This window comes from Martinezella sp. CNPSo 3890 (assembly GCF_057784455.1).
In genome coordinates this window covers 1-20,313 of sequence record NZ_JBXSOR010000015.1, presented here as the reverse complement: position 1 = coordinate 20,313, position 20,313 = coordinate 1, and the positions used below count along the sequence as shown (strand labels likewise).

The 20,313-nt window shown below is 60.3% G+C and carries 14 protein-coding genes and 1 pseudogene; 8 read left to right on the top strand and 7 right to left on the bottom strand.

What is annotated here, in order from left to right:
- Positions 1–167 precede the first annotated feature (167 nt).
- From AC13RC_RS26405 to AC13RC_RS26395, 3 genes are read left to right on the top strand one after another with little or no spacing between them, the layout of a single operon-like run.
- Entirely contained in the window at positions 168–1,670 is a 1,503-nt protein-coding gene (locus tag AC13RC_RS26405; protein WP_488559013.1) for an efflux RND transporter periplasmic adaptor subunit, read from the top strand.
- Positions 1,667–4,786 (top strand): efflux RND transporter permease subunit, encoded by a 3,120-nt coding sequence (locus tag AC13RC_RS26400; RefSeq protein ID WP_488559012.1) that lies wholly within the window; start codon positions 1,667–1,669, stop codon positions 4,784–4,786. The genes AC13RC_RS26405 and AC13RC_RS26400 overlap by 4 nt, the downstream gene beginning before the upstream one ends.
- Positions 4,783–7,893: an efflux RND transporter permease subunit gene (locus AC13RC_RS26395; protein WP_488559011.1), complete on the top strand. Its 3,111-nt coding sequence runs from the start codon at positions 4,783–4,785 to the stop codon at positions 7,891–7,893. Before AC13RC_RS26400 ends, AC13RC_RS26395 begins: the two co-directional genes overlap by 4 nt.
- Before the next feature lie 106 nt (positions 7,894–7,999).
- Here the strand turns inward: AC13RC_RS26395 and AC13RC_RS26390 are convergent.
- From AC13RC_RS26390 to AC13RC_RS26375, 4 genes and pseudogenes are all read right to left on the bottom strand, one after another.
- Positions 8,000–8,426: pseudogene (locus AC13RC_RS26390) on the bottom strand (PIN domain-containing protein).
- A complete protein-coding gene (locus AC13RC_RS26385) occupies positions 8,423–8,668 on the bottom strand; it encodes a FitA-like ribbon-helix-helix domain-containing protein (protein WP_488559010.1) in 246 nt (81 codons plus the stop codon). The pseudogene AC13RC_RS26390 and the gene AC13RC_RS26385 overlap by 4 nt, the downstream one beginning before the upstream one ends.
- A 129-nt stretch (positions 8,669–8,797) precedes the next feature.
- Positions 8,798–11,941, bottom strand: coding sequence for an efflux RND transporter permease subunit (locus AC13RC_RS26380; RefSeq protein ID WP_145635868.1), 3,144 nt, complete (start codon positions 11,939–11,941; stop codon positions 8,798–8,800).
- A gap of 9 nt (positions 11,942–11,950) precedes the next feature.
- The gene (locus AC13RC_RS26375) at positions 11,951–13,255 is read right to left on the bottom strand and encodes an efflux RND transporter periplasmic adaptor subunit (RefSeq protein ID WP_113331583.1); all 1,305 of its coding nucleotides are present in this window, start codon (positions 13,253–13,255) and stop codon (positions 11,951–11,953) included.
- 101 nt (positions 13,256–13,356) lie between these two features.
- Between AC13RC_RS26375 and AC13RC_RS26370 the strand changes: the two genes are divergently transcribed.
- The gene (locus AC13RC_RS26370; protein ID WP_488559009.1) at positions 13,357–14,034 is read left to right on the top strand and encodes a TetR/AcrR family transcriptional regulator; all 678 of its coding nucleotides are present in this window, start codon (positions 13,357–13,359) and stop codon (positions 14,032–14,034) included.
- A 205-nt stretch (positions 14,035–14,239) separates the two neighbouring features.
- Here the strand turns inward: AC13RC_RS26370 and AC13RC_RS26365 are convergent, their stop codons facing one another.
- The 3 genes from AC13RC_RS26365 to AC13RC_RS26355 all read right to left on the bottom strand — a co-directional run bounded on the left by AC13RC_RS26365 (position 14,240) and on the right by AC13RC_RS26355 (position 15,867).
- Entirely contained in the window at positions 14,240–14,479 is a 240-nt protein-coding gene (locus AC13RC_RS26365; protein ID WP_092719326.1) for a hypothetical protein, read from the bottom strand.
- A 434-nt stretch (positions 14,480–14,913) separates the two neighbouring features.
- Entirely contained in the window at positions 14,914–15,372 is a 459-nt protein-coding gene (locus AC13RC_RS26360; RefSeq protein ID WP_113331585.1) for a helix-turn-helix domain-containing protein, read from the bottom strand.
- A gap of 186 nt (positions 15,373–15,558) precedes the next feature.
- Positions 15,559–15,867, bottom strand: coding sequence for a hypothetical protein (locus AC13RC_RS26355; RefSeq protein WP_113331586.1), 309 nt, complete (start codon positions 15,865–15,867; stop codon positions 15,559–15,561).
- Positions 15,868–16,140: 273 nt separating this feature from the next.
- Here AC13RC_RS26355 and AC13RC_RS26350 point away from each other — a divergent pair, with 273 nt between their 5' ends.
- The 4 genes from AC13RC_RS26350 (at position 16,141) to AC13RC_RS26335 (ending at position 20,188) form a co-directional block, all read left to right on the top strand.
- Positions 16,141–17,154, top strand: a complete 1,014-nt coding sequence (locus AC13RC_RS26350) for an ABC transporter substrate-binding protein (RefSeq protein WP_488559008.1) — start codon at positions 16,141–16,143, stop codon at positions 17,152–17,154.
- Between the two features lie 197 nt (positions 17,155–17,351).
- The gene (locus AC13RC_RS26345) at positions 17,352–18,365 is read left to right on the top strand and encodes an ABC transporter substrate-binding protein (protein WP_488559007.1); all 1,014 of its coding nucleotides are present in this window, start codon (positions 17,352–17,354) and stop codon (positions 18,363–18,365) included.
- A 109-nt stretch (positions 18,366–18,474) separates the two neighbouring features.
- Positions 18,475–19,293, top strand: a complete 819-nt coding sequence (locus tag AC13RC_RS26340; protein WP_488559006.1) for an ABC transporter ATP-binding protein — start codon at positions 18,475–18,477, stop codon at positions 19,291–19,293.
- A 13-nt stretch (positions 19,294–19,306) separates the two neighbouring features.
- Complete coding sequence (locus tag AC13RC_RS26335; protein WP_488559005.1) at positions 19,307–20,188, top strand: ABC transporter permease; 882 nt, start codon at positions 19,307–19,309, stop codon at positions 20,186–20,188.
- Positions 20,189–20,313 lie beyond the last annotated feature (125 nt).

Here is a 20,313-nt window from a genome sequence, read left to right as displayed (position 1 = left end):
AACCCTAGTTTTTCGTCCAATGTTACAGTTTGTTACGCTAAGTGGCGCTAAAATGGACAAAATTTAATGGCCATACCAAATTCCTAAGCGGCACGATGCAAGCTAAGGTCGCGCCATGAATATCGGGGGATCGTCGATCACCCCGAGCTTTGAAGGAAGGTGCGTGAATGGCTCGGACGTTTCGGGTCGTCGTGTGGTTGGCTGTGATTGGCGCGGTTGGGTACGGCGCCTATGCGACCCGCGATCGTTGGCTTGGGCCGGCAGAGAAGCTGCTCGGCTATCAGAGCGCGGCTGCGCCAGCCGAGCAAGCCCAGGGTGAGCGCCGCGGCGGCCAGGGGCAGGGCGGCGGCAGCGGCAGACGGCGCGGCATGTCGCAGTTCGGCGGACCGGTTCCCGTACTTGCTGCCGATGCGACGACCGCCGATGTCCCCGTCTACATCAACGGCGTTGGGTCGGTGAAGGCGCTGAATACAGTGACAGTGCGCCCGCAGGTCAGCGGACGAATTGTCGAAATCAATTTCGTCGAGGGCCAGGACATCAAGAAGGGCGACGTCATCGCCCGCATCGACGATTCCGTCTATAAGGCACAGCTCGATCAGGCGATTGCCAAGAAGGCGCAGGACGAAGCTTTGCTCGCGGGTGCGCAACGCGATCTAGCCCGCTACCAGATGATGGTGAAGAGCGCATCCGGTACGCAGCAACAGGTCGATACGCAGACTTCGCTGGTGGCGCAATATACCGCACAGGTCCAGGCGGATGTGGCTGCCATCGAGAGCGCGCAGGCAACGCTCGATTATACGACGATCAGGGCAGCCTTCGATGGGCGCACCGGCATCCGCAACGTCGATGTCGGCAATCTCGTCAGCTCCTCGGATGCGACCGGCATCGTAACGCTCTCGCAGATCAAGCCGATCTCCGTGCTGTTTTCCATTCCGCAGCAACAGCTTGCCCGCGTCAATGCGGCAAGTGCGGCCGGAACGCTTTCCGTTCAGGCTTTGGGCAATGATGGCGAGACGGTAGTCGACAATGGTTCGCTTGGAGTGGTCGACAATCAGGTCGATCCCACCACCGGCACGGTCAAGCTGAAGGCGAATTTCCCCAACGACAAGTTGGCGCTGTGGCCCGGCGCCTTCGTCAATGCCCGCCTGCTTGTGGAGACGCTGAAGGGCGTTACCGTCATTCCGAGCGGCGCCGTGCAGCGCGGACCGAACGGCACCTTCGTCTATATCATCGGCCAGGATCAGACTGTTGCGATGAAGCCGGTGAAGGTGCGCCAGCAGGACGATACGCTTGCGGTCATCGCCGATGGCGTGACGCCTGGCGACAAAGTGGTGACGACCGGTTTCGCGCGGCTTCAGAATGGGTCGAAGGTGCAGATTTCGGCCAATCCGGATCAGGCGTCGCCGGCTGCTCCGTCAACCGACAATAACGGGCAGCCTGTTGCGGAGAACGACCAACAGAATGCTGCTCCAGGCACCGCAAATGCGGGCGAACGTCCGCATCGCCGCCACAATGGCCAGGGTGGTCAAGGTGGGCAGGGCGGTGCCGGCGGTCATAGTGGCCATCGCGGCCAGGATGGTCAGCCAGCCGCCGATGGCGAACAGGGTGCGGATACGGGCGGCGGCTCGGCCTCCAACAATTCCTCCGCTACGCCGACGCAGCAACAATGAACGTCTCGTCGCTCTTTATATCCAGGCCGATCGCCACCTCGCTTCTCGGGGTGGCGGTGCTGTTGGGCGGCATTCTCGGCTTTCTCTTCCTGCCGGTCGCGCCGCTGCCGCAGGTGGATTTTCCGACGATCCAGGTGACGACGCAGCTTCCGGGAGCCGATCCCGATACGATGGCGGCGCTGGTGACGGCGCCGCTGGAGCGGCCGCTCGGCCAGATCCCATCGCTGGCTTCGATGACCTCATCAAGCGCCTTCGGCATCAGCCAGATCACGCTGCAATTCGATCTTGGCCGCGATATCGATGGCGCGGCGCAGGATGTGCAGGCGGCCATCAATGCCGCCGGCTCGACCCTGCCGCGCACGCTTCCCTATCCTCCGACCTATTCGAAAGTGAACCCGGCCGATACGCCGATCGTGACGCTGGCGCTGCGCTCCAACAGCTATTCGATCCGCGAGCTCAGCGATTTTGCCGATACCATGATGGCGCAGCGCCTGAGCGAAGTGTCGGGGGTCGGCGACGTCAATATCCAGGGCGGCGTCAAGCCTGCCATCCGCATCCAGGCGGATCTGCCGCGTCTTGCCTCCTATGGACTTGCCCTGGAGGACATCCGTACGGCGATCACCAATGCCAGCGTTGCCGGTGCGAAGGGTTCGCTCGACGGCACGCAGCAAAGCTTCACGCTTGCCGCCAACGACCAGATCGTCGATCCGAACGTCTATAAATCGGTCATCGTTGCCTACCGCAACAGCGCGCCGGTGCAATTGAAGGACGTCGCAACCGTCGTCGAAGGACTGGAAAACAACCGTGTCGGCGCCTGGTATCAGGGCCAGCCCGCCGTCATTCTCGATATCATGCGTCAGCCAGGCGCCAACGTCATCCAGACGGTCGAGAATGTGCTGAAGCAGATCCCGAAGCTGAAGCAGGCGATGCCGGCCGGCGTCTCCCTTGATATCGTCAATGATCGCACCGAGACCATCCGCGCTTCGATCCATGATGTGCAATGGACGCTGGTCATCAGTATCGGTCTCGTCATCCTCGTCGTCCTGCTCTTCCTGCGGACGATGACGGCGACCTTCATTGCCGGCGTCGCGCTGCCGCTGTCGCTGATTGCCACTTTCGGCGTCATGTGGTTCGCCGGCTTCAGTCTCGACAATCTCTCGCTGATGGCACTGACCATCGGCACCGGCTTCGTCGTCGACGACGCCATCGTGATGATCGAGAACATCGCGCGCCATATCGAAGAGGGCGAAAATCCGATGCAGGCGGCGCTGAAGGGTGCCGGCGAAATCGGCTTCACGATCATTTCGCTGACCGTCTCGCTGGTTGCGGTCTTCATTCCGCTGCTGTTCATGACTGGCATCGTCGGGCGCATGTTCCGCGAATTCGCGCTGACGCTCACCATTGCCGTCGTCGTATCGGCCGTGGTCTCGCTGACGCTCACGCCGATGATGTGCGCGCGCATCCTGCGCAAGCCAAAAGAGCATCAGGGCGGCTTTCTGGCCGGTGCCGACCGTTTCACCGACTGGATGGTTGAAGGCTATCGGCGCAGCCTTGTCTGGGCCGTGGATCGCAGCCGTCTGATGCTGCTGGTGACGGTGGCGACGCTGGCTGCGACGGTCGCGCTTTATGTCGTCATCCCCAAGGGCTTTCTGCCGGCGCAGGACACGGGCCTCATCACCGCCGTCATCGAAGCCGAGCCGACGACCTCCTTCGAAACCATGAAGCAGATCCAGGCTGATGTGACCGACCGGCTGCGCAAGGATCCGGATGTTGCTGGCGTCGTTGCCGTCATAGGCGCCAGCGCGAGCAATCTGACGCTCAACACCGGCAATCTCAGTCTCGTGCTGAAGCCGCGGAGTGAGCGTAACGCGTCCGCCGATAAGATCATCGAGAGGATGCGCGGCGAGGTGACGGGCTTGCCCGGCATCCACGTCACCTTCCAGAGCGTGCGCGACATCTCGATCAGCACAAGGGCCAGCCGTGCGCCCTACCAATATACCCTGACGGGCACGGACACGAATACGGTGGTCGACTGGGCGCAGAAGCTTGTCCAGCGGCTGCAGGAAAGCCCGAAGCTGACGGATGTCGCCTCCGAAGTGGAGATGGGCGGCGGGCGCATCTTCGTCGATGTCAATCGCGAGACTGCTTCGCGGCTCGGTGTATCGATGCAGGCTGTCAGCGATACTTTGAATGATGCCTTCGGCCAGCGGCAGATCGCGACAATCTACGGCCAGGCCAATCAGTATCGCGTCATTCTGGAGGCTGCACCGCAATATCAGTCGGATCCGAAATCGCTCGACAAACTCTATGTCGCCGGCGCCAGCGATACGCAGGTGCCGCTCAACGCCTTCACCACTGCGAGTTTCACGACCGCGCCACTGGTCATCAGCCATGATGAGCAGTTCCCGGCCGTGACGCTCAGCTTCGATCTCGCCAAGGGTGCCTCGCTCAGCGATGCCGTCGCCGAGATCAAGGCGGCGGAGCGAGATATCGAGATGCCCGATAATATCCAGCGCAAATATTCGGGCGATGCCGAAGAATTTGCATCCTCGCTTGCGGGTGAACCCTGGTTGATCCTGGCAGCGGTCGTGACGATCTATATCGTGCTCGGCCTGCTCTATGAGAGCGCCGTGCATCCGGTGACGATCCTGTCGACGCTGCCTTCGGCCGGTGTCGGCGCGCTGCTGGCGCTGATGCTGTTCGGGCAGGATCTGTCGATTATCGCGCTCATCGGCATCGTGCTCCTGATGGGTATCGTCAAGAAGAATGCGATCATGATGATCGACTTCGCGTTGGAGGCGGAGCGCAAGGAAGGCCTGGAGCCGCGCGAGGCCATTCTGAAAGCCTCGATCCTGCGTTTCCGGCCGATCATGATGACCACGCTCGCAGCACTCTTCGGCGCGCTGCCGCTGGCACTGGCGCAGGGCACGGGCGCCGAGCTGCGTATTCCGCTTGGCATCACCATCATCGGCGGTCTCGTGTTGTCACAACTCCTGACGCTCTATACGACGCCGGTGATCTATCTCGCCTTCGAGCGCCTGCGCGCCAAGATCGTCGGCCGCACTAGTGGCATGCCGAGCGCCGAGATGAACGAATTGGCGGGTGGCGAGAGATGAACATCTCCGAGCCGTTTATCAAACGCCCTGTCGGGACGACGCTTCTGGCGATCGGGCTGATGATCCTCGGCATCGTTGCCTATCGCTTCCTGCCGGTCGCGAGCCTGCCGACCGTCGATCTTCCCACAATCGTCGTTTCCTCAAGCCGCCCAGGGGCCGATCCGGCCAGTATGGCGGCGAGCGTGGCCGCCCCACTGGAGCGTCATCTCGGGACCATTGCCGGCGTTACGCAATTGACGTCTGTCAGCTCGCTCGGCTCGAGCACGATCATCGTCCAGTTCGATCTCTCGCGTAGCGTGGATGGTGCGGCGCAGGATGTGCAGGCGGCGTTGAACGCGGCTGCGACGGACCTGCCCGGCGATCTGCCCACTCTCCCGTCCTTCCGCAAGATCAACCCGGCGGCGGCCCCGGTTCTTATTCTGGCGCTAACCTCAGACAATGTCTCTCCGAGCGCTATTTATGATGCGGCGGATACAGTTGTGGTGCAGCGCATCTCGCAGGTCGATGGCGTCGGCGGGGTGACCGTGAGCGGCGCCGACCAGCCCGCCATCCGCGTCCGGCTGGATCCGGACCGGCTTTCGGCGATGGGCCTGTCGCTCGATGCCGTTCGCACGGCAATCGTCAATGCCAATGTGCTCGGGCCTTTCGGTTCGATCGACGGTGCCGGCGGAGCTTTCTCCGTCGCCGTCAACAGCCAGTTGAAGACGCCGGAAGCCTTCGGACGGATCATCGTACAGAGCGGGGATGGCACTGCCGTTCGCCTCTCCGACATCGCCACCGTCGAGCCTGGGGTGCGCAACAGCCGCTCGGATGCCTGGTATGACGGCAAGCCGGCCGTGCTGCTCAACATCACCAAGCAGGCGGATGCGAACGTCATCGCCACCGTCGATGGCGTCAAGCAGCTGATCCCCGAACTGCAGCGGCTCATTCCCGCCGGTGTGAATATCTCGATCCTTTCCGATCGCACCACGACGATCCATGCCAGCGTCAACGACATGCAGTGGACGCTGCTTGCCACCATTTGTCTGGTCATGGCCGTCGTCTTCGTGTTCCTGCGGCGCACTACCCCCACAGTCGCTGCCGGCGTCACTGTGCCGCTATCGCTCGCCGGCACTTTTGCCGCGATGTGGCTCTTCGGGCTGTCGATCGACAATCTCTCGCTGATGGCGCTTGCCGTATCCGTCGGCTTCGTCGTCGACGATGCCATCGTCATGATCGAGAATATCTATGCCAATTTGGAAACGGGCATGAAGCCGATGCGGGCAGCGCTCGAAGGCGCCAAGCAGATCGGCTTTACCGTCATCTCGATCAGCCTGTCGTTGCTTGCCGCCTTCATTCCACTATTTTTCATGGGCGGCATCGTAGGCCGCTTCTTCCAGACCTTCTCGCTGACGCTCGGCTTTACCATCGTCGTTTCGACGCTCGTGTCCCTGACGCTGACGCCGATGATCTGCGGCCATCGCCTGCGCCAGCACGATATCGATGCCCGGCCTGGCCTGTTCGGCCGCATCGTCGAGGGCACACTGGGTGCGATTACCGGCTTTTATGGCCGGACGCTACGGGCGGTGCTGCACCACCGTTTCCTTTCCGTGGTCGTCATCATCGCTTGCGTGGTCATGTCCGGCTATCTCTATGTCAAGGTTCCGAAGGGCTTCATCCCGCAGGACGATACCGGCTTCATCCAGGGCGGAACGCAGGCTGCGACCGATATTTCCTATCCCGCCATGGTCAAGCTGCAGCAGGAGGCGGCGGATATCGCTTCGAAGGATCCCGCCGTTTCCGGTATTGGCTCTTCCGTCGGCGGTGGCGGCTTTTCCAGCTCCATCAATCGTGGCCAGCTTTTCATCTCGCTGAAGCCGGAATCAGAGCGTGCGCCAACGGCCGAGGTCATAGACAGGCTGCGCAAGCAGCTGATGGCTGTTCCCGGCCTCAGCACTTTCCTGTTTTCGCCGGGCGATATCCGCGCCGGTGCGCGCCAGTCGCAATCGCAGTATCAGTTCACGCTCTGGGGTGCGAATTACGATGAGCTGGTGGAATGGGCGCCCAAGGTGCTGGAGCGGATGCAGGCCCTGCCGGGATTGACCGATGTCGCGACCGACAGGCAGCCCAATGGCCTGCAGGCGACCGTCAATATCGACCGCAGTCTTGCCTCCCAGCTCGGCGTCAACATCCAGTCTATCGATTCCGCGCTCAACAATGCCTTCGCGCAGCGGCAGATCTCGACGATCTACACGCAGCGCAACCAGTATCGCGTCGTGCTGGAGGCGGACCCGAACTATGCGCTCGATCCGCATGACATTTCGAAGCTCTACGTGCCCGCCTCCGGCGGTACGCAGGTGCCGTTGAGCGCAGTGGCGTCGATCGACCGCACGCTGGCGCCGCTGGTGGTCAATCACCAGGGTCAATATCCCTCCGTCACCATCTCCTACAATCTGGCGCTCAACACGCCGCTGCAGGTCGCCAACGATGCCATCCAGAAGGCTGTGCTGGACATGCACCTGCCCGACACGCTGCATGCGGATTTCGCCGGCGATGCGGCGAGCGTCACCCAATCTTCCGGCAGCCAGCCGCTCTTGCTGCTGGCGGCACTGCTGACGGTCTATATCGTCCTCGGCATCCTCTATGAGAGCCTGGCGCATCCGCTGACGATCATCTCGACGCTGCCGTCCGCCGGCCTCGGCGCGCTGCTGGCGCTTGCGATCAGCGGTACCGAGCTGACGATCATCGCCTTCATCGGCATCATCCTGCTGATCGGCATCGTCAAGAAGAACGGCATCATGATGGTGGACTTCGCGCTGCAGGGCGAGCGCATACTCGGCCTGTCTTCGGAAGAGGCCATTTATCAGGCGTGCCTGAAGCGTTTCCGGCCGATCCTGATGACGACGCTGGCAGCATTGATGGGCGCCATCCCGCTGATCATCGCCACCGGCCCCGGTTCGGAGCTGCGACGCCCGCTCGGGATCACCATCGTCGGCGGCCTCGTCGTGTCGCAGGTGCTGACGCTCTATACTACGCCGATCATCTACCTGATGCTTGCCAAGCTGCATGCGAAATGGTCGCCGAAGGCGCAAGCCACGGCGCCACCAATATCTCCGCTATCAACTTGAGTGGTTAGAGCGTGATGCCGAAAAGCGTCATGGGATTTCGGACGACAGGTCTTAGGTCGACTCGACCTAAAATCATCCGGCTCTAGCGTTGCATGGATGGACCGGATCAGCCCTTATAGTCCCACGGATTGACGATAGTTATTCCGGTGTCCAGGAAATCGGACACATTGCGGGTGGCAAGGGTTGCTCCTCGCGACGCTGTAATTGCGGCGATCTGAGCATCGAACTGGCTGATCGGCTTGCCGGCCCGACGCCGCGATGTTGCAATGAAGGAATAAGCTCCCGCAGCTTCGCTATCGAAGGGGAGAACTCTTCCGGCGAAATCCTCTTCGAATATGGGGAGAATAGCAGCTTCCAATTCGCTTCGGCGTCGGCCCGCAGGCAGCAGCCGGAGACTGTAAAGGATTTCCGCCTGCGTCGTTGCCGTCGTAAAGATGGCGAGAGGAGGCTGGGCGGCGAGCCACGCTTCAGCCATTGGCGATGGCGATGGGTGCCAATAGGTCAGAAATGACATTTGTGTCGAGAATGATCATGGATCGAGATCGACTAGGCGGATCGGTTCATGGGGAGCCATATCCAGCACGACCCCACCACTTGCAGCCATGCGGCGACGGATAGTCTCGGCCAAATTGGGTTGACGCTTTTCTTCCGCCGACAAGGCCGCCCGCAGAATGTCTCGCGCCTCATCCTCCATCGATCGCCCGTGTGCGGCGGCGCGAATGCGCAGCCGGGTCTTTAAATGATCGTCGATGTTGCGGATCGTCATACTGGCCATAGCAATACCCTGTCATCAATGATTGCATATTCATCATTGATGACAAATTTGGCAATTCAAGACGACACATCCGGTGCCTGATCGAGATCTCCACTCGCTCTCTTTCGAGAGAGAGCGAGTGGAGAGGCCTTAATGCGCCACGTCAGGGTTGGTGGCCTCCGGAGCTGCCGTCGACCGAACATTGCCCTTGAAGACACGGCGGACGGAGACGAAGAGCAGCGGGATGAAGAAGATGCCGAGCACGGTTGCCGAGATCATGCCGCCCATGACGCCGATACCGATCGAGTTCTGGCTACCAGAACCGGCCCCGTTGGCGACCGCCAGCGGCAGCACCCCGAGGATGAAGGCGAGCGAGGTCATCAGGATCGGTCGCAAGCGCTGACGGGATGCTTCCAGTGTTGCGTCGATCAGGCTTTTGCCCTGGTTCTGCTGCTCGATGGCGAATTCGACGATCAGGATGGCGTTCTTTGCCGCCAAGCCGATTGTCGTCAGCAGGCCCACCTTGAAGTAGACGTCGTTCGATTGGCCGAAGATGGTGGCTGCCAGCAGCGCGCCGAAGATGCCGATCGGGACCGACAGCATGACGGCAAGCGGGATCGACCAGCTCTCATAAAGGGCGGCGAGTGCCAGGAAGACGACCAGGATCGAAATCGCGTAGAGCTGGCTTGCCTGGTTACCCGAAAGCTTTTCCTGAGCGGACAGGCTGGTCCATTCGTGGCTGAAGCCCGGCGGCAGGCTTGCCATGATCTTGTCGATCTCGTTCATGGCGTCGCCCGAGGAGACGCCAGGCGCCGCGGAGCCGAGGATTTCGACCGCGGACGAGCCGTTATAACGCTCCAGACGCGGTGAACCGTAGGTCCATTCGCCGCTCGAGAAAGCGGAGAATGGCACCATGTCGCCGCCGGAATTGCGCACATACCAGCGGCCCAGGTCTTCGGGCTGCATGCGGAAATCCTTGTCGGCCTGGACATACACCTTCTTAACGCGGCCGCGGTCGATGAAGTCGTTAACGTAGGTGCCGCCCCAGGCCGTCGATAGCGTCGTGTCGATATCCGAAAGGCCGATGTTCAGTGCGCTCGCCTTTTCCTGATCGATATTCACGGAATATTGCGGCGTGTCTTCCTGGCCGTTCGGGCGCGTTCCGAGCAGCTTATGGTTCTGTGCGGCTGCCCCAAGCAGCTGATTACGGGCCGCTATGAGTGCATCATGGCCAGCGCCATTGATATCCTTGATGAAGAAATCGAAGCCGCTCGAGCTGCCGAAGCCGGGGATTGCCGGCGGTGCCAGCGCGAAGACGCTACCGTCCTTGATCTTGGAAAAGGCTCCCATGGCGCGACCGGCGATGGCTTGTGCCTTCGACTGCGGTGTCTTGCGCTGATCGAAATCCTTCAACCTGACGAAGACGAGGCCGACATTCTGGCCTTGACCGCTGAATCCGAATCCGGCGACCGCGAATGCGCCCTCGACATAGTCCTTCTCGTTGTTGAGATAGTAATCTCTCACCTGGTCGAGCACCGCCCAGGTACGGGAATCCGTGGCGCCCGGAGGCAGCTGGATCGCGGTCAGCAGAATGCCCTGGTCTTCCTCCGGAAGGAAGGAGCTCGGCAGGCGGTTGAACAGGACGGCTACCGCGCCGCCGATCAAGACGAACACCAGCAGGAAGACGATGCTCAGCCGGATCATGCCGTGCACGCCGCGCTGATAACCTCTCGTTCCCCGCTCGAAATTGCGGTTGAACCAGCCGAACACGCCCTTTTCTTTCGCACCATGTTTGGGCTGCCTGAGAATAGTGGCGCAGAGAGCTGGCGTGAGGATAAGAGCGACGATGACGGACAGCACCATCGCCGAGACGATCGTCACCGAGAACTGCCGGTAGATGATGCCAACCGAACCGGAGAAGAAGGCCATCGGGATGAACACGGCCGACAAGACCGTGGCGATGCCGATCAGCGCGCCGGTGATTTCCTGCATCGACTTGATCGTCGCCTCGCGCGGCGACAACCCCTCTTCCTCCATCACGCGCTCGACATTTTCGACGACGACGATGGCGTCGTCGACCAGAAGGCCGATCGCCAGCACCATGCCGAACATGGTCAATGTGTTGATGGAATAGCCGAACATCGCCAGCACGCCGAAGGTGCCGAGCAGGACGACCGGGACGGCGAGCGTCGGGATCAGCGTGGCGCGCAGGTTCTGCAGGAAGACGAACATGACGATGAAGACGAGCACGATGGCTTCGAACAGCGTCTTGACCACGTCCTCGATCGACAGCTTCACGAAGGGCGTCGTATCGTAGGGATAGACGATCTCCACGTTCGGCGGCAGGGTCTCGCTCATATTGCCGATGGCTGTCCGCACCGCTTCGGCCGTATTGATGGCGTTGGCGCCGGAGGCGAGCATCACCGCGAGACCGGCGGAGGGATGGCCGTTATAGGTGGTCGACGTCGTATAGCTGTCTGCGCCGAGTTCCACGGTGGCGACATCGTTGATGCGTACCAGCGAGCCGTCGGACTGGCTTTTCAGGATGATGTTTTCGAACTGCTGCGGCGTCTGCAGGCGGCTCTTTGCGGTGACCGTCGCATTGAGCTGCTGGCCCTTGCGCTGCGGCAAGGCACCCAGCTGGCCAGCCGAGACCTGCGAGTTCTGGGCCTGGATTGCGCTCGTTACGTCGCTCACCATCAGCTGATATTTGGCAAGCTTGTCCGGATCCACCCAGATGCGCATGGCATAGCCGGCACCGAAGATCTGCGTATTGCCGACGCCTTCGATACGCTTCAGCGTGTCGTTCAGGGTGCTGGAGACGTAATCGGCAAGATCGTTCGAGTTGAGCTTGCCATCCGTCGACACGAAGCCGACGACCATCAGAAAGTTCGAGGTCGATTTCGAAACGGTGATGCCGGTATTTTGAACGGTCTGCGGCAGCTGGGCGGTGACGAGCTGCAGCTTGTTCTGCACCTGCATCTGCGCGACGTCGGGATCGGCCTTGTTGGTGAAGGTCAATGAGATCGAGGCCTGACCCGTCGAGGTCGAGGTCGATGTCATGTAGTCGAGATTGTCGATCCCAGTCATGCCCTGCTCGATGACCTTGGTCACCGAGTTTTCGACGGTTGCGGCGTCAGCCCCTGAATAGGTAGCGCTGATGCTGACTGTCGTCGGCGCGATCTGCGGATATTGCGAAATCGACAGCGTGAAGATCGAAAGTGTGCCCGCCAGCATGATGACGATGGCGATCACCCAGGCGAAGATCGGCCTGTCGATGAAAAAACGAGACATCGTCTAACCTCACTTCTGGACGCCGGAGGCGGCTTTCATATCGGTCTTTTCCAGGCCGGCTTGCTCCGCGGACGGCTTGCTATCGGCGGCAGCCTGCTTCACTTCGCCGGTCGCATCGTCAATCGTTACCGGAGAAACGGTGACTTCCTGACCGTCGCGAACACGCTGGACGCCTTCGACGATCACGCGATCGCCATCGGCAACGCCCTGGTTGACAAGCCAGCTGTTGCCGATGCTGCGTTCCACCTTCAACACCCGCTGCTGCACCTTGCCCTCGGCGGTCACGAACATGGCGATCGGCTCGCCCTTCGTGTTGCGGGTCACGGCACGCTGCGGCACGAGGAAGCTGTTTTCGGCAATGCCTTCCTGAATGGTGGCGCGCACATACATGCCCGGCAGCAGGATGCGATCCGGATTGGGGAAGACGGCGCGCACGGTGATGGTGCCGACCGTTTCCGCAACGGAGGATTCGGCAAATTCCAGTTTGCCGGTTTCCTTGTATTGGCTGCCGTCCTCAAGCGTCAGATGCACGGAAACGTTGTCGCCGCTCGTTTTCAGCCGGCCGTCGGCGACGGCGCGGCGGAATTCGAGCAGGTTGGTGCTCGACTGCGTGACATCGACATTGATTGGATCGAGCTGGCGAATGGTGGTCAGCGCCGTGGTCTGATCGGCAGTGACGAGCGCGCCGACGGTGACGGTGGAGGCATCGACGCGGCCGGAGATCGGCGCTCTCATCTTGGTATAATCGAGATTGATGCGAGCTGTCTCCAGTGCCGCCTTGGCAGAGGCGACATCGGCCTGTGCCTGGACGAGCGTGGACTGCGCGTCATCGAAATCCTGCTTGCTGACCGCGTTCTGGGCGCTCAGGCCCTTGTAGCGGTCGAGCTTGGCCTGGGCGCTGGGCACGGCGCCCTCTGCCTTCTGCAACGAGGCTGCGGCGCTGTCATACGATGCCTGATAAGAGGACGGATCGATCTCATAGAGCACATCGCCTTCCCGGACCTCGCTGCCCTCCTTGAAGTTGCGGCTGCGGATGATGCCGCCAACCTGCGGCCGCACTTCGGCGACGAGGTAGGCGCTGGTGCGGCCAGGCAGTTCGGCGGTGATGGCAACGGATTGCGGATGCAGCGACATCGCGCTCACTTCCGTCTTGACGGCGGGAGCAGTGCTCTGGGCGGAATTCTGCTGGTTGCAGCCCACCAGCAACATCGCTGCGACAATTCCGACGGCGGTCAGCGAGCCGCGGCCAACCGGAAGGCGGGCTGATATCACCGGATATGCGGGTACAGAAGTGGGAGGGGCGAGCTTTCGCACGTTGCTATTTCCTGTTGCCTTATTTATAGTACCAAGTCGTACAGAAAATATTTGTACTGCTTCAAATGTCAATCGTATTCGACTGTTGGGGTCAAGACGGTGTGCTGACAAAGGAACGAGCAGCCAAGGCCGACCAGGTTGCCAAGCGCCGCCCGCGCGGTCGCCCGAAAACCGTGAACGACGATGCGCGCCGCGCGGAGATCGTCGCGGAGGCGCGCGCAACCTTCTATGAGCTGGGTTACGGCGGCACAACCATGGATCTGGTTGCTGCCCGGTGCCGGATTTCGAAGCAGACCCTCTACAGGTTGTTTCCGAGCAAGACCGATCTCTTCGCGGCCATCATCGCCGAGCATCGCGCATCGATGCTGGCCCTGCCGCGGCCTGCAGACGAGAATTTGCCGTTCGACAAGGCGCTCGAACTGATATTCATGATCGACATCGATGAAGATCAGGAGCGCGAACGGGACGCCTTCATTCAACTTGCCATCAGTGAGTCGCAGCAATCTCCGGAAATCGCCAGGCTGCTACATACTTATGGCGCCAGACAATCACAGCAGTTGCTGGCGGACTGGCTTATCGAGCAGCAGCGGCGCGGCTTGATCGAAATTGCCGATGCGGTAAGCGGAGCGCGCATGCTGATGAGCATGATCTTCGACGCGATGATCTCCAGGCCGGGCCGTCCGAAGGATTGGCCGGACCGCGAAACGCGGTTGCGCCATTTGCGCCATTGCATCGGGATTTTTACCGCTGGCGTCCAGCCGCGCAAAGGTGGCTGCTGAAGCGCCGCGATCTTTTGAATTCGCTTCTTGCGTGGGGTTTTGATTTTATGGCGGTCATTGTCGCAAAGCCGCTGCAGGCTTCTGCGCGACATGCTTTTGGTCGGCTGTCCCCGACGATCTTGGTTCACGAAGAAAAATGCCGACATGGCCTGCTGAGCCATACCGGCATCGTTCCGTATCCGGCAAAGGCCGGGATTACTTTAATTCAGTGTGCCACCACGTTTGCCGTGTCCGTTCCCTCTTCGAATAAGGGATTGGGCAAGCCATTTTCATACATTTCCTGCAGCACGGCCCCGAGCGCCAAGTCCAGACACCAGACCGGGAATTCCGCATTCAGGTTTTTGGCGCTCTGCCGTGCATAAGTGATGAGCCGAGCGATTGAGGCCAGTTCCTTGAGCGAGTCCGGATCCTGGTATGCTGCGTCGATCGGAAGTGCTGCTGTCATTTCGTACCCTCTATTGCCCCCGTTCCCGGCAGACGAATCGTGTCTGGCCGGAAACATGAGCAAACCGTAACGGATGTTTTGCAGCTTGGCGCGTGACATGCAGCGTGACACGATGCGTGATTGCTGCAAAATTTTGCTTTTGCAATTTCAAGGCGTGAAATACGGCATGCAAGGAGTAGGAGGGCGCTTCGCGTCGACCATTTGCGCGCAAAATCCGCCTATGCTTCCACCATCAGCGTGATTTTGGTGCCGCCTGGATGTCAATCTTGGCGGCCCGCTTCGCGCCGATGCCAGGCTAGACGGACTGGAATTTTCGTGGAGAGTTCAGGACCCAAAGAGAGTCGCGATCCTTCGGATTCGCTCCTTGCGCTTTAGGGCCTTGATCTCGCGCATGTCGTCCTCGCAAAAGCGCTGCGCACTTTTGCGCAAATGCTTTAGTTGCGCAGGCCGACCGATGCGTTCGTTGCGCGCGGAAGGTGGTCCGGCAGCGCATCGGAAGTACTTGCCAGCGATTTGATCAATGTCAGCACGGACTGGCGAATGCTTGGATCGTTGATTTTCATGAACGCCTTGTTGAGGCTCAGGCCCTCTTTGGACGTCAGGAAATCCGACAGATCCTCCAGCCCGTTGATTGCGCCGAGGCCGTCGGTGTTCAGCGGCTGGGAATTGTCCTGCTGGAAGAAGAAGGCAACCGGCACGGCGAGCACGCCGGCAATGGCCTGCAGTCGGCTGGCGCCGATGCGATTGGTGCCTTTTTCGTATTTCTGCACCTGCTGAAACGTCACGCCGATCTGTTCGGCAAGCCGCTCCTGGCTCATGCCAAGCATAAGACGGCGCGTGCGGACGCGAGAGCCTACATAGGCATCGATCGGGTTCGGTACTTTTGCACTCACTGCGCAATCTCCTTATTCAAATAGGGCTGGCGGATTACACCATACTTTGGCCCTTAACGACAAAGGGCGCGTGCTCTATCTGCCCGCGAAATGTGCGTTAAATGTGGGTGGAGCTCAACTAAAAGTCTTTTTATATTAAGTTTTGTGACTCCGTACACGCATAAACCGCAGAAAAGCTGATTCGCGTCAATGCGGATTGAAGACCGAGGACGGCTTGCAATTATAGACAGGACAGGCCGGGTTATCTTTCGTCGGCACGTAGCTGCGGCTGGCATAGTCGGAGATGTCGCATTGCCCGCGGCCAGCCACATAGCGGTCGTAGAGAACGGGGCCGCCACGGGACGATGGATAGCGCAATATCACCGCGCGTTCGGCGGCAATCAGTTGCTGCACCGATGCGCAAGTCTTGCCGAGCGACTCATAGCGGGAAATTGCCGATGCCGGCCCGGCTATCGCCATCACCGTCAGAATAAGGGCTGCGGCAATGATCCTCATCGATGGTTCCTCCCAGCGAAAGCGCTCAATCTAAAATAGTCGCGATACGGGAAATGCCAAGATGCAATGACGCTTCCCGTTGTGCGGCTGTATGCTTTCACACTGTTCGGGTGCCGGCAGTCGCAGCCGTCCTGAAGTAAATTGCCAAATGGGGCGACGAGTTGCTTTCAGCTCAATGAAAGGTTGGGCGTGCATGTCTTTTCCGCTTCAGGAGGAAGCGCGTGCCGTGCCGTTGTCAATCGGCGCCGGTACACAAATGGAGAGGAGGACTTCATGCGTGCATCCAGCATTCTCAGATATTCCGCGATTTTTTCCCTTGCGATAGCTGCAGCCGGATTTGCTGCCACTGCGGCCAATGCCGCTGACAAGATTTCCATCATGGTGGGCGGCTATGAGAAGCAGATCTATCTGCCGGCCAAGCTTGCCGAAGGGCTTGGCTATTTCAAGGAACAGGGGCTGACCGTCGAACTTCTCAATGAGCCTGCAGGCGTCGATGCGGAAAACGAAATGCTGGCAGGCGCCGTTCAGGGCGTCGTCGGCTTCTACGATCATTGCATCGATCTTCAGGGCAAGGGCAAATTCGTCGAATCCGTCGTGCAGTTCAGCCAGGCACCGGGCGAAGTCGAGCTGGTGTCGGCCAAGCATCCGGAAATCAAATCTCCCGCCGATTTCAAGGGCAAGAGCCTGGGCGTCACCGGCCTCGGTTCGTCGACCAATTTCCTGACCCAGTATCTGGCCATCAAGGCCGGCTTGAAGCTGGGGGAATTCACCTCCGTTCCGGTCGGTGCCGGTCAGACCTTCATCGCTGCTATGCAGCAGGATGCCATTCAGGCCGGCATGACGACCGAGCCGACGGTCTCGCGTCTCCTGAAGACCGGCGAGGCCAAGGTTCTGATCGACATGCGCACGATGGACGGAACAAGGGCCGCTCTGGGCGGGACCTATCCTGCCGCGTCCCTCTATATGCAGGAGTCGTGGGTCAAGGATCACAAGGCGGAGGTGCAGAAGCTTGCGAACGCTTTCGTCAAGACGCTGCATTTCATCAACACCCATTCAGCCGCGGAGATCGCCGACAAGATGCCGAAGGACTTCTATGTCGGCGACAAGGAAGGTTATGTGAAGGCGCTCGAAAACGGCAAGACCATGTTTACCGCCGATGGCGTGATGCCGGAAGACGGTCCGAAAACCGTTCTTGCCGTACTTTCCGAATTCTCGAAGAATGTGCAGGGCAAGTCGATCGATCTGTCGAAGACCTATACGACCGAGTTCGTCAAGAACGCTAAATAGCGCGCGATAGCGTTTCCGGCGCCGTCGGTATAATCCAGCCGTCGGCGTCCGCGTTCATAAAATCGCAATGTTCCCTCGCAGGGTTGCGCACTGAAAGCTGACTGAAAGGTTGCCCGCGCTAGTCTCGCCGAGCTTCGTGGAGGAAGCGCCTTTCCAGAGCGTCGTGTGGCGCAAGAATAAAACAGGAGGAGACATTGATGCGTCCATCGCGCACCTTTTTTCATACCGTAGCCCTTTCCCTCGTCATGACTGCTGCTTCGCTTGCAGCCACGGCCGCCAATGCTGCCGACAAGATTTCCATCATGGTGGGCGGCTACGAAAAGCAGATCTATCTGCCGGCCAAGCTCGCCGAATCCCTCGGCTACTTCAAGGATGAAGGCCTCGAGGTCGAGCTTCTCAACGAATCCGCCGGCGTCGACGCCGAAAACCAGCTGCTGGCAGGTGCCGTTCAGGGCGTCGTCGGCTTCTACGATCACTGTGTCGACCTGCAGGCCAAGGGCAAGTTCATCAAGTCCGTCGTGCAGTTCAGCCAGGCACCGGGCGAAGTCGAGCTGGTTTCGGCCAAATATCCGGATATCAAGTCCTTCGCCGACCTGAAGGGCAAGCGTGCTGGCGTCACCGGCCTCGGCTCGTCCACCAACTTCCTGACGCTCTATATGGCGTCGAAGGCGGGCCTCTCCCCGGCTGACATCACGCCGGTTCCGGTCGGTGCCGGCCAGACCTTCATCGCCGCCATGCAGCAGGATGCCATCCAGGTGGGCATGACCACCGAGCCGACGATCTCGCGCCTGCTGAAGACCGGCGAAGCCAAGATCCTCGTTGATCTGCGCACGCTGAAGGGTACCGAGGAAGCGCTCGGCGGTACCTATCCGGCTGCTTCGCTCTATATGGATGCCGCATGGGTCGACGCCCATAAGGAAGAAGTGCAGAAGCTTGCGAACGCCTTCGTCAAGACGCTGCGCTTCATCCATACGCATTCCGCCGCTGAAATTGCCGAGAAGATGCCGAAGGACTTCTACGTCGGCGACAAGGACGGCTACATCAAGGCTCTCGATGCCGGCAAGGAAATGTTCACGGCCGACGGCGTGATGCCCGAAGATGGTCCGAAGACGGTTCTCGCCGTGCTCTCGCAGTTCTCCAAGAACGTCAAGGGCAAAACGATCGACCTGTCGAAGACCTACACGACGGAATTCGTGAAGAACGTCAAGTAAGCAGTCATGACGCCGCTTCCGGCAGTTTCCGGAAGCGGCGGTCCAAGAGACTTCGCAGTTCACTGGGCTTTGCGTGCACGCCCTAAAGGCACGCGTCAGGATCAGCACCATGCAACAGGATGAACGCCGCTCACCGGCGATCGAACTCATCAATGTCAGCCGCCGTTTCGTATCGCCGACCGGCAAGTCGCTGACCGCACTGCGCGATTTCAACATGACCGTCGAGCGCGGCGAATTCGTCGCGGTTGTCGGGCCGACGGGCTGCGGCAAGTCGACGACGCTCAATCTCGTCACTGGCCTTGCCAAGCCGAGCGCGGGCGAAGTCCGCCTGATGGGCGGCCCGGTCGACGGCATCGACCGGCGCGTCGGTTTCGCCTTCCAGACGGATGCGCTCTTTCCCTGGCAGAATGTCATCGAAAACGTCATGGCCGGCCCGCTGTTCCGCGGCAAGTCGAAGGCCGAGGCTGAGAAGATGGCCAAGGACTGGCTCGCCCGCGTCGGCCTTTCAAAGTTCCTGCACCACTATCCGCATCAGCTGTCGGGCGGCATGCGCAAGCGCGTCTCGCTGGCGCAGACCTTCATCAATGAGCCGGAAATCCTGCTGATGGACGAGCCTTTCTCGGCGCTTGACGTACAGACGCGCACGGTCATGCATGAGGAGCTGCTGAAGCTCTGGGCCGAGCGCCAGGCCTCGGTCGTCTTCGTGACACACGATCTCGAAGAGGCTGTCGCGCTCGCCGACAAGGTCTATGTCCTGACGGCCGGGCCGGCGACGGTGAAATCGGTCTACACGATCGACCTGCCGCGCCCGCGCGTCGTCTCGGAAATCCGTTACGAGCAGAACTTCATCGATTATTGCAAGACGATCTGGGACGACCTGCGCGAAGAAGTCGAAACCAGCTATCGCCGTGCCGCGGAAGCGGCATAAGGGAGGATTGATCATGGCAAACACAGCTCTCGAAGCAGGCAATGCCCCGATCTTCCGCGCCGGCACCTCGGACGCGGAAATCGAAGCCGCAGCACTGAAGGCGCTCGCTCGTCGCAAGTATGTCGTCAAGGCATGGCAGATCGGCATTTTGCTTGCCATCCTCGGCCTCTGGCAGCTCGCCTCCGACCTGCACTGGATCGATCCGTTCTTCTATTCTAGCCCCTATGGCATCGCGCTGCGCCTCTGGGAGTGGATCGTCGACGGCACCGAGAGCGGCTCGCTCTGGTATCACCTCGGTGTCACCATGGAAGAAGCGCTGATCGGCTTTATCATCGGCTCTGTGACCGGCGTCCTTGTCGGCGTCGCCCTTGGCCGCGACAAGCTCGCTTCCGATATCCTCTCGATCTACATCAAGGCGATCAACTCGATCCCGCGCGTCGTTCTCGCGCCGATCTTCGTGATGATCATGGGTCTCGGCCTGGCGTCGAAGGTGGCGCTGGCCTTCATCATGGTGTTCTTTGTCGTGTTCGCCAATGCCTTCCAGGGCGTTCGCGAAGCCGACCGCAACATGATCGCCAATGCCCGCATTCTCGGTGCTTCCAACTGGCAGGTCACCCGCAAGGTGATTTTGCCGTCGGCGATGAGCTGGATTTTTGCAAGCCTGCACATCTCCTTCTCCTTTGCCATCATCGGCGCAATCGTCGGTGAGTTCGTCGGATCGCTGGCCGGCATCGGCTACCTGATCTCGATTGCCAAGGGCACCTATGACGCAGCCGGCCTCTATGCCGCGATCATCCTGGTGATGATCGTCACGCTCGGCGCCGAATATGTGATGACGCTCATCGAAAACCGCATCACCCGCTGGCGTCCGCAGCAGAGCCTCGACACGCATTAAGTGTTGCTTTTCTGGCACCTCCCAAGGCCAGGGCCGGGCGTTTCGCCCGGCCTTTTTTGTTGTGCCGATGTAGGAACTCTCTCTCTCTCCCCGCTCGCGGCAGGGCTATCGCATATGGAGGCGGG

Excerpts from the sequence above, each read along its gene's own strand:
- AC13RC_RS26405 (WP_488559013.1), top strand. The coding sequence starts at position 168 with ATGGCTCGGACGTTTCGGGTCGTCGTGTGGTTGGCTGTGATTGGCGCG.
- AC13RC_RS26400 (WP_488559012.1), top strand. The coding sequence starts at position 1,667 with ATGAACGTCTCGTCGCTCTTTATATCCAGGCCGATCGCCACCTCGCTT.
- AC13RC_RS26380 (WP_145635868.1), bottom strand. The coding sequence starts at position 11,941 with ATGTCTCGTTTTTTCATCGACAGGCCGATCTTCGCCTGGGTGATCGCC.
- AC13RC_RS26355 (WP_113331586.1), bottom strand. The coding sequence starts at position 15,867 with ATGAGGATCATTGCCGCAGCCCTTATTCTGACGGTGATGGCGATAGCC.
- AC13RC_RS26365 (WP_092719326.1), bottom strand. The coding sequence starts at position 14,479 with ATGACAGCAGCACTTCCGATCGACGCAGCATACCAGGATCCGGACTCG.
- AC13RC_RS26340 (WP_488559006.1), top strand. The coding sequence starts at position 18,475 with ATGCAACAGGATGAACGCCGCTCACCGGCGATCGAACTCATCAATGTC.
- AC13RC_RS26345 (WP_488559007.1), top strand. The coding sequence starts at position 17,352 with ATGCGTCCATCGCGCACCTTTTTTCATACCGTAGCCCTTTCCCTCGTC.
- AC13RC_RS26350 (WP_488559008.1), top strand. The coding sequence starts at position 16,141 with ATGCGTGCATCCAGCATTCTCAGATATTCCGCGATTTTTTCCCTTGCG.
- AC13RC_RS26335 (WP_488559005.1), top strand. The coding sequence starts at position 19,307 with ATGGCAAACACAGCTCTCGAAGCAGGCAATGCCCCGATCTTCCGCGCC.
- AC13RC_RS26385 (WP_488559010.1), bottom strand. The coding sequence starts at position 8,668 with ATGGCCAGTATGACGATCCGCAACATCGACGATCATTTAAAGACCCGG.
- AC13RC_RS26395 (WP_488559011.1), top strand. The coding sequence starts at position 4,783 with ATGAACATCTCCGAGCCGTTTATCAAACGCCCTGTCGGGACGACGCTT.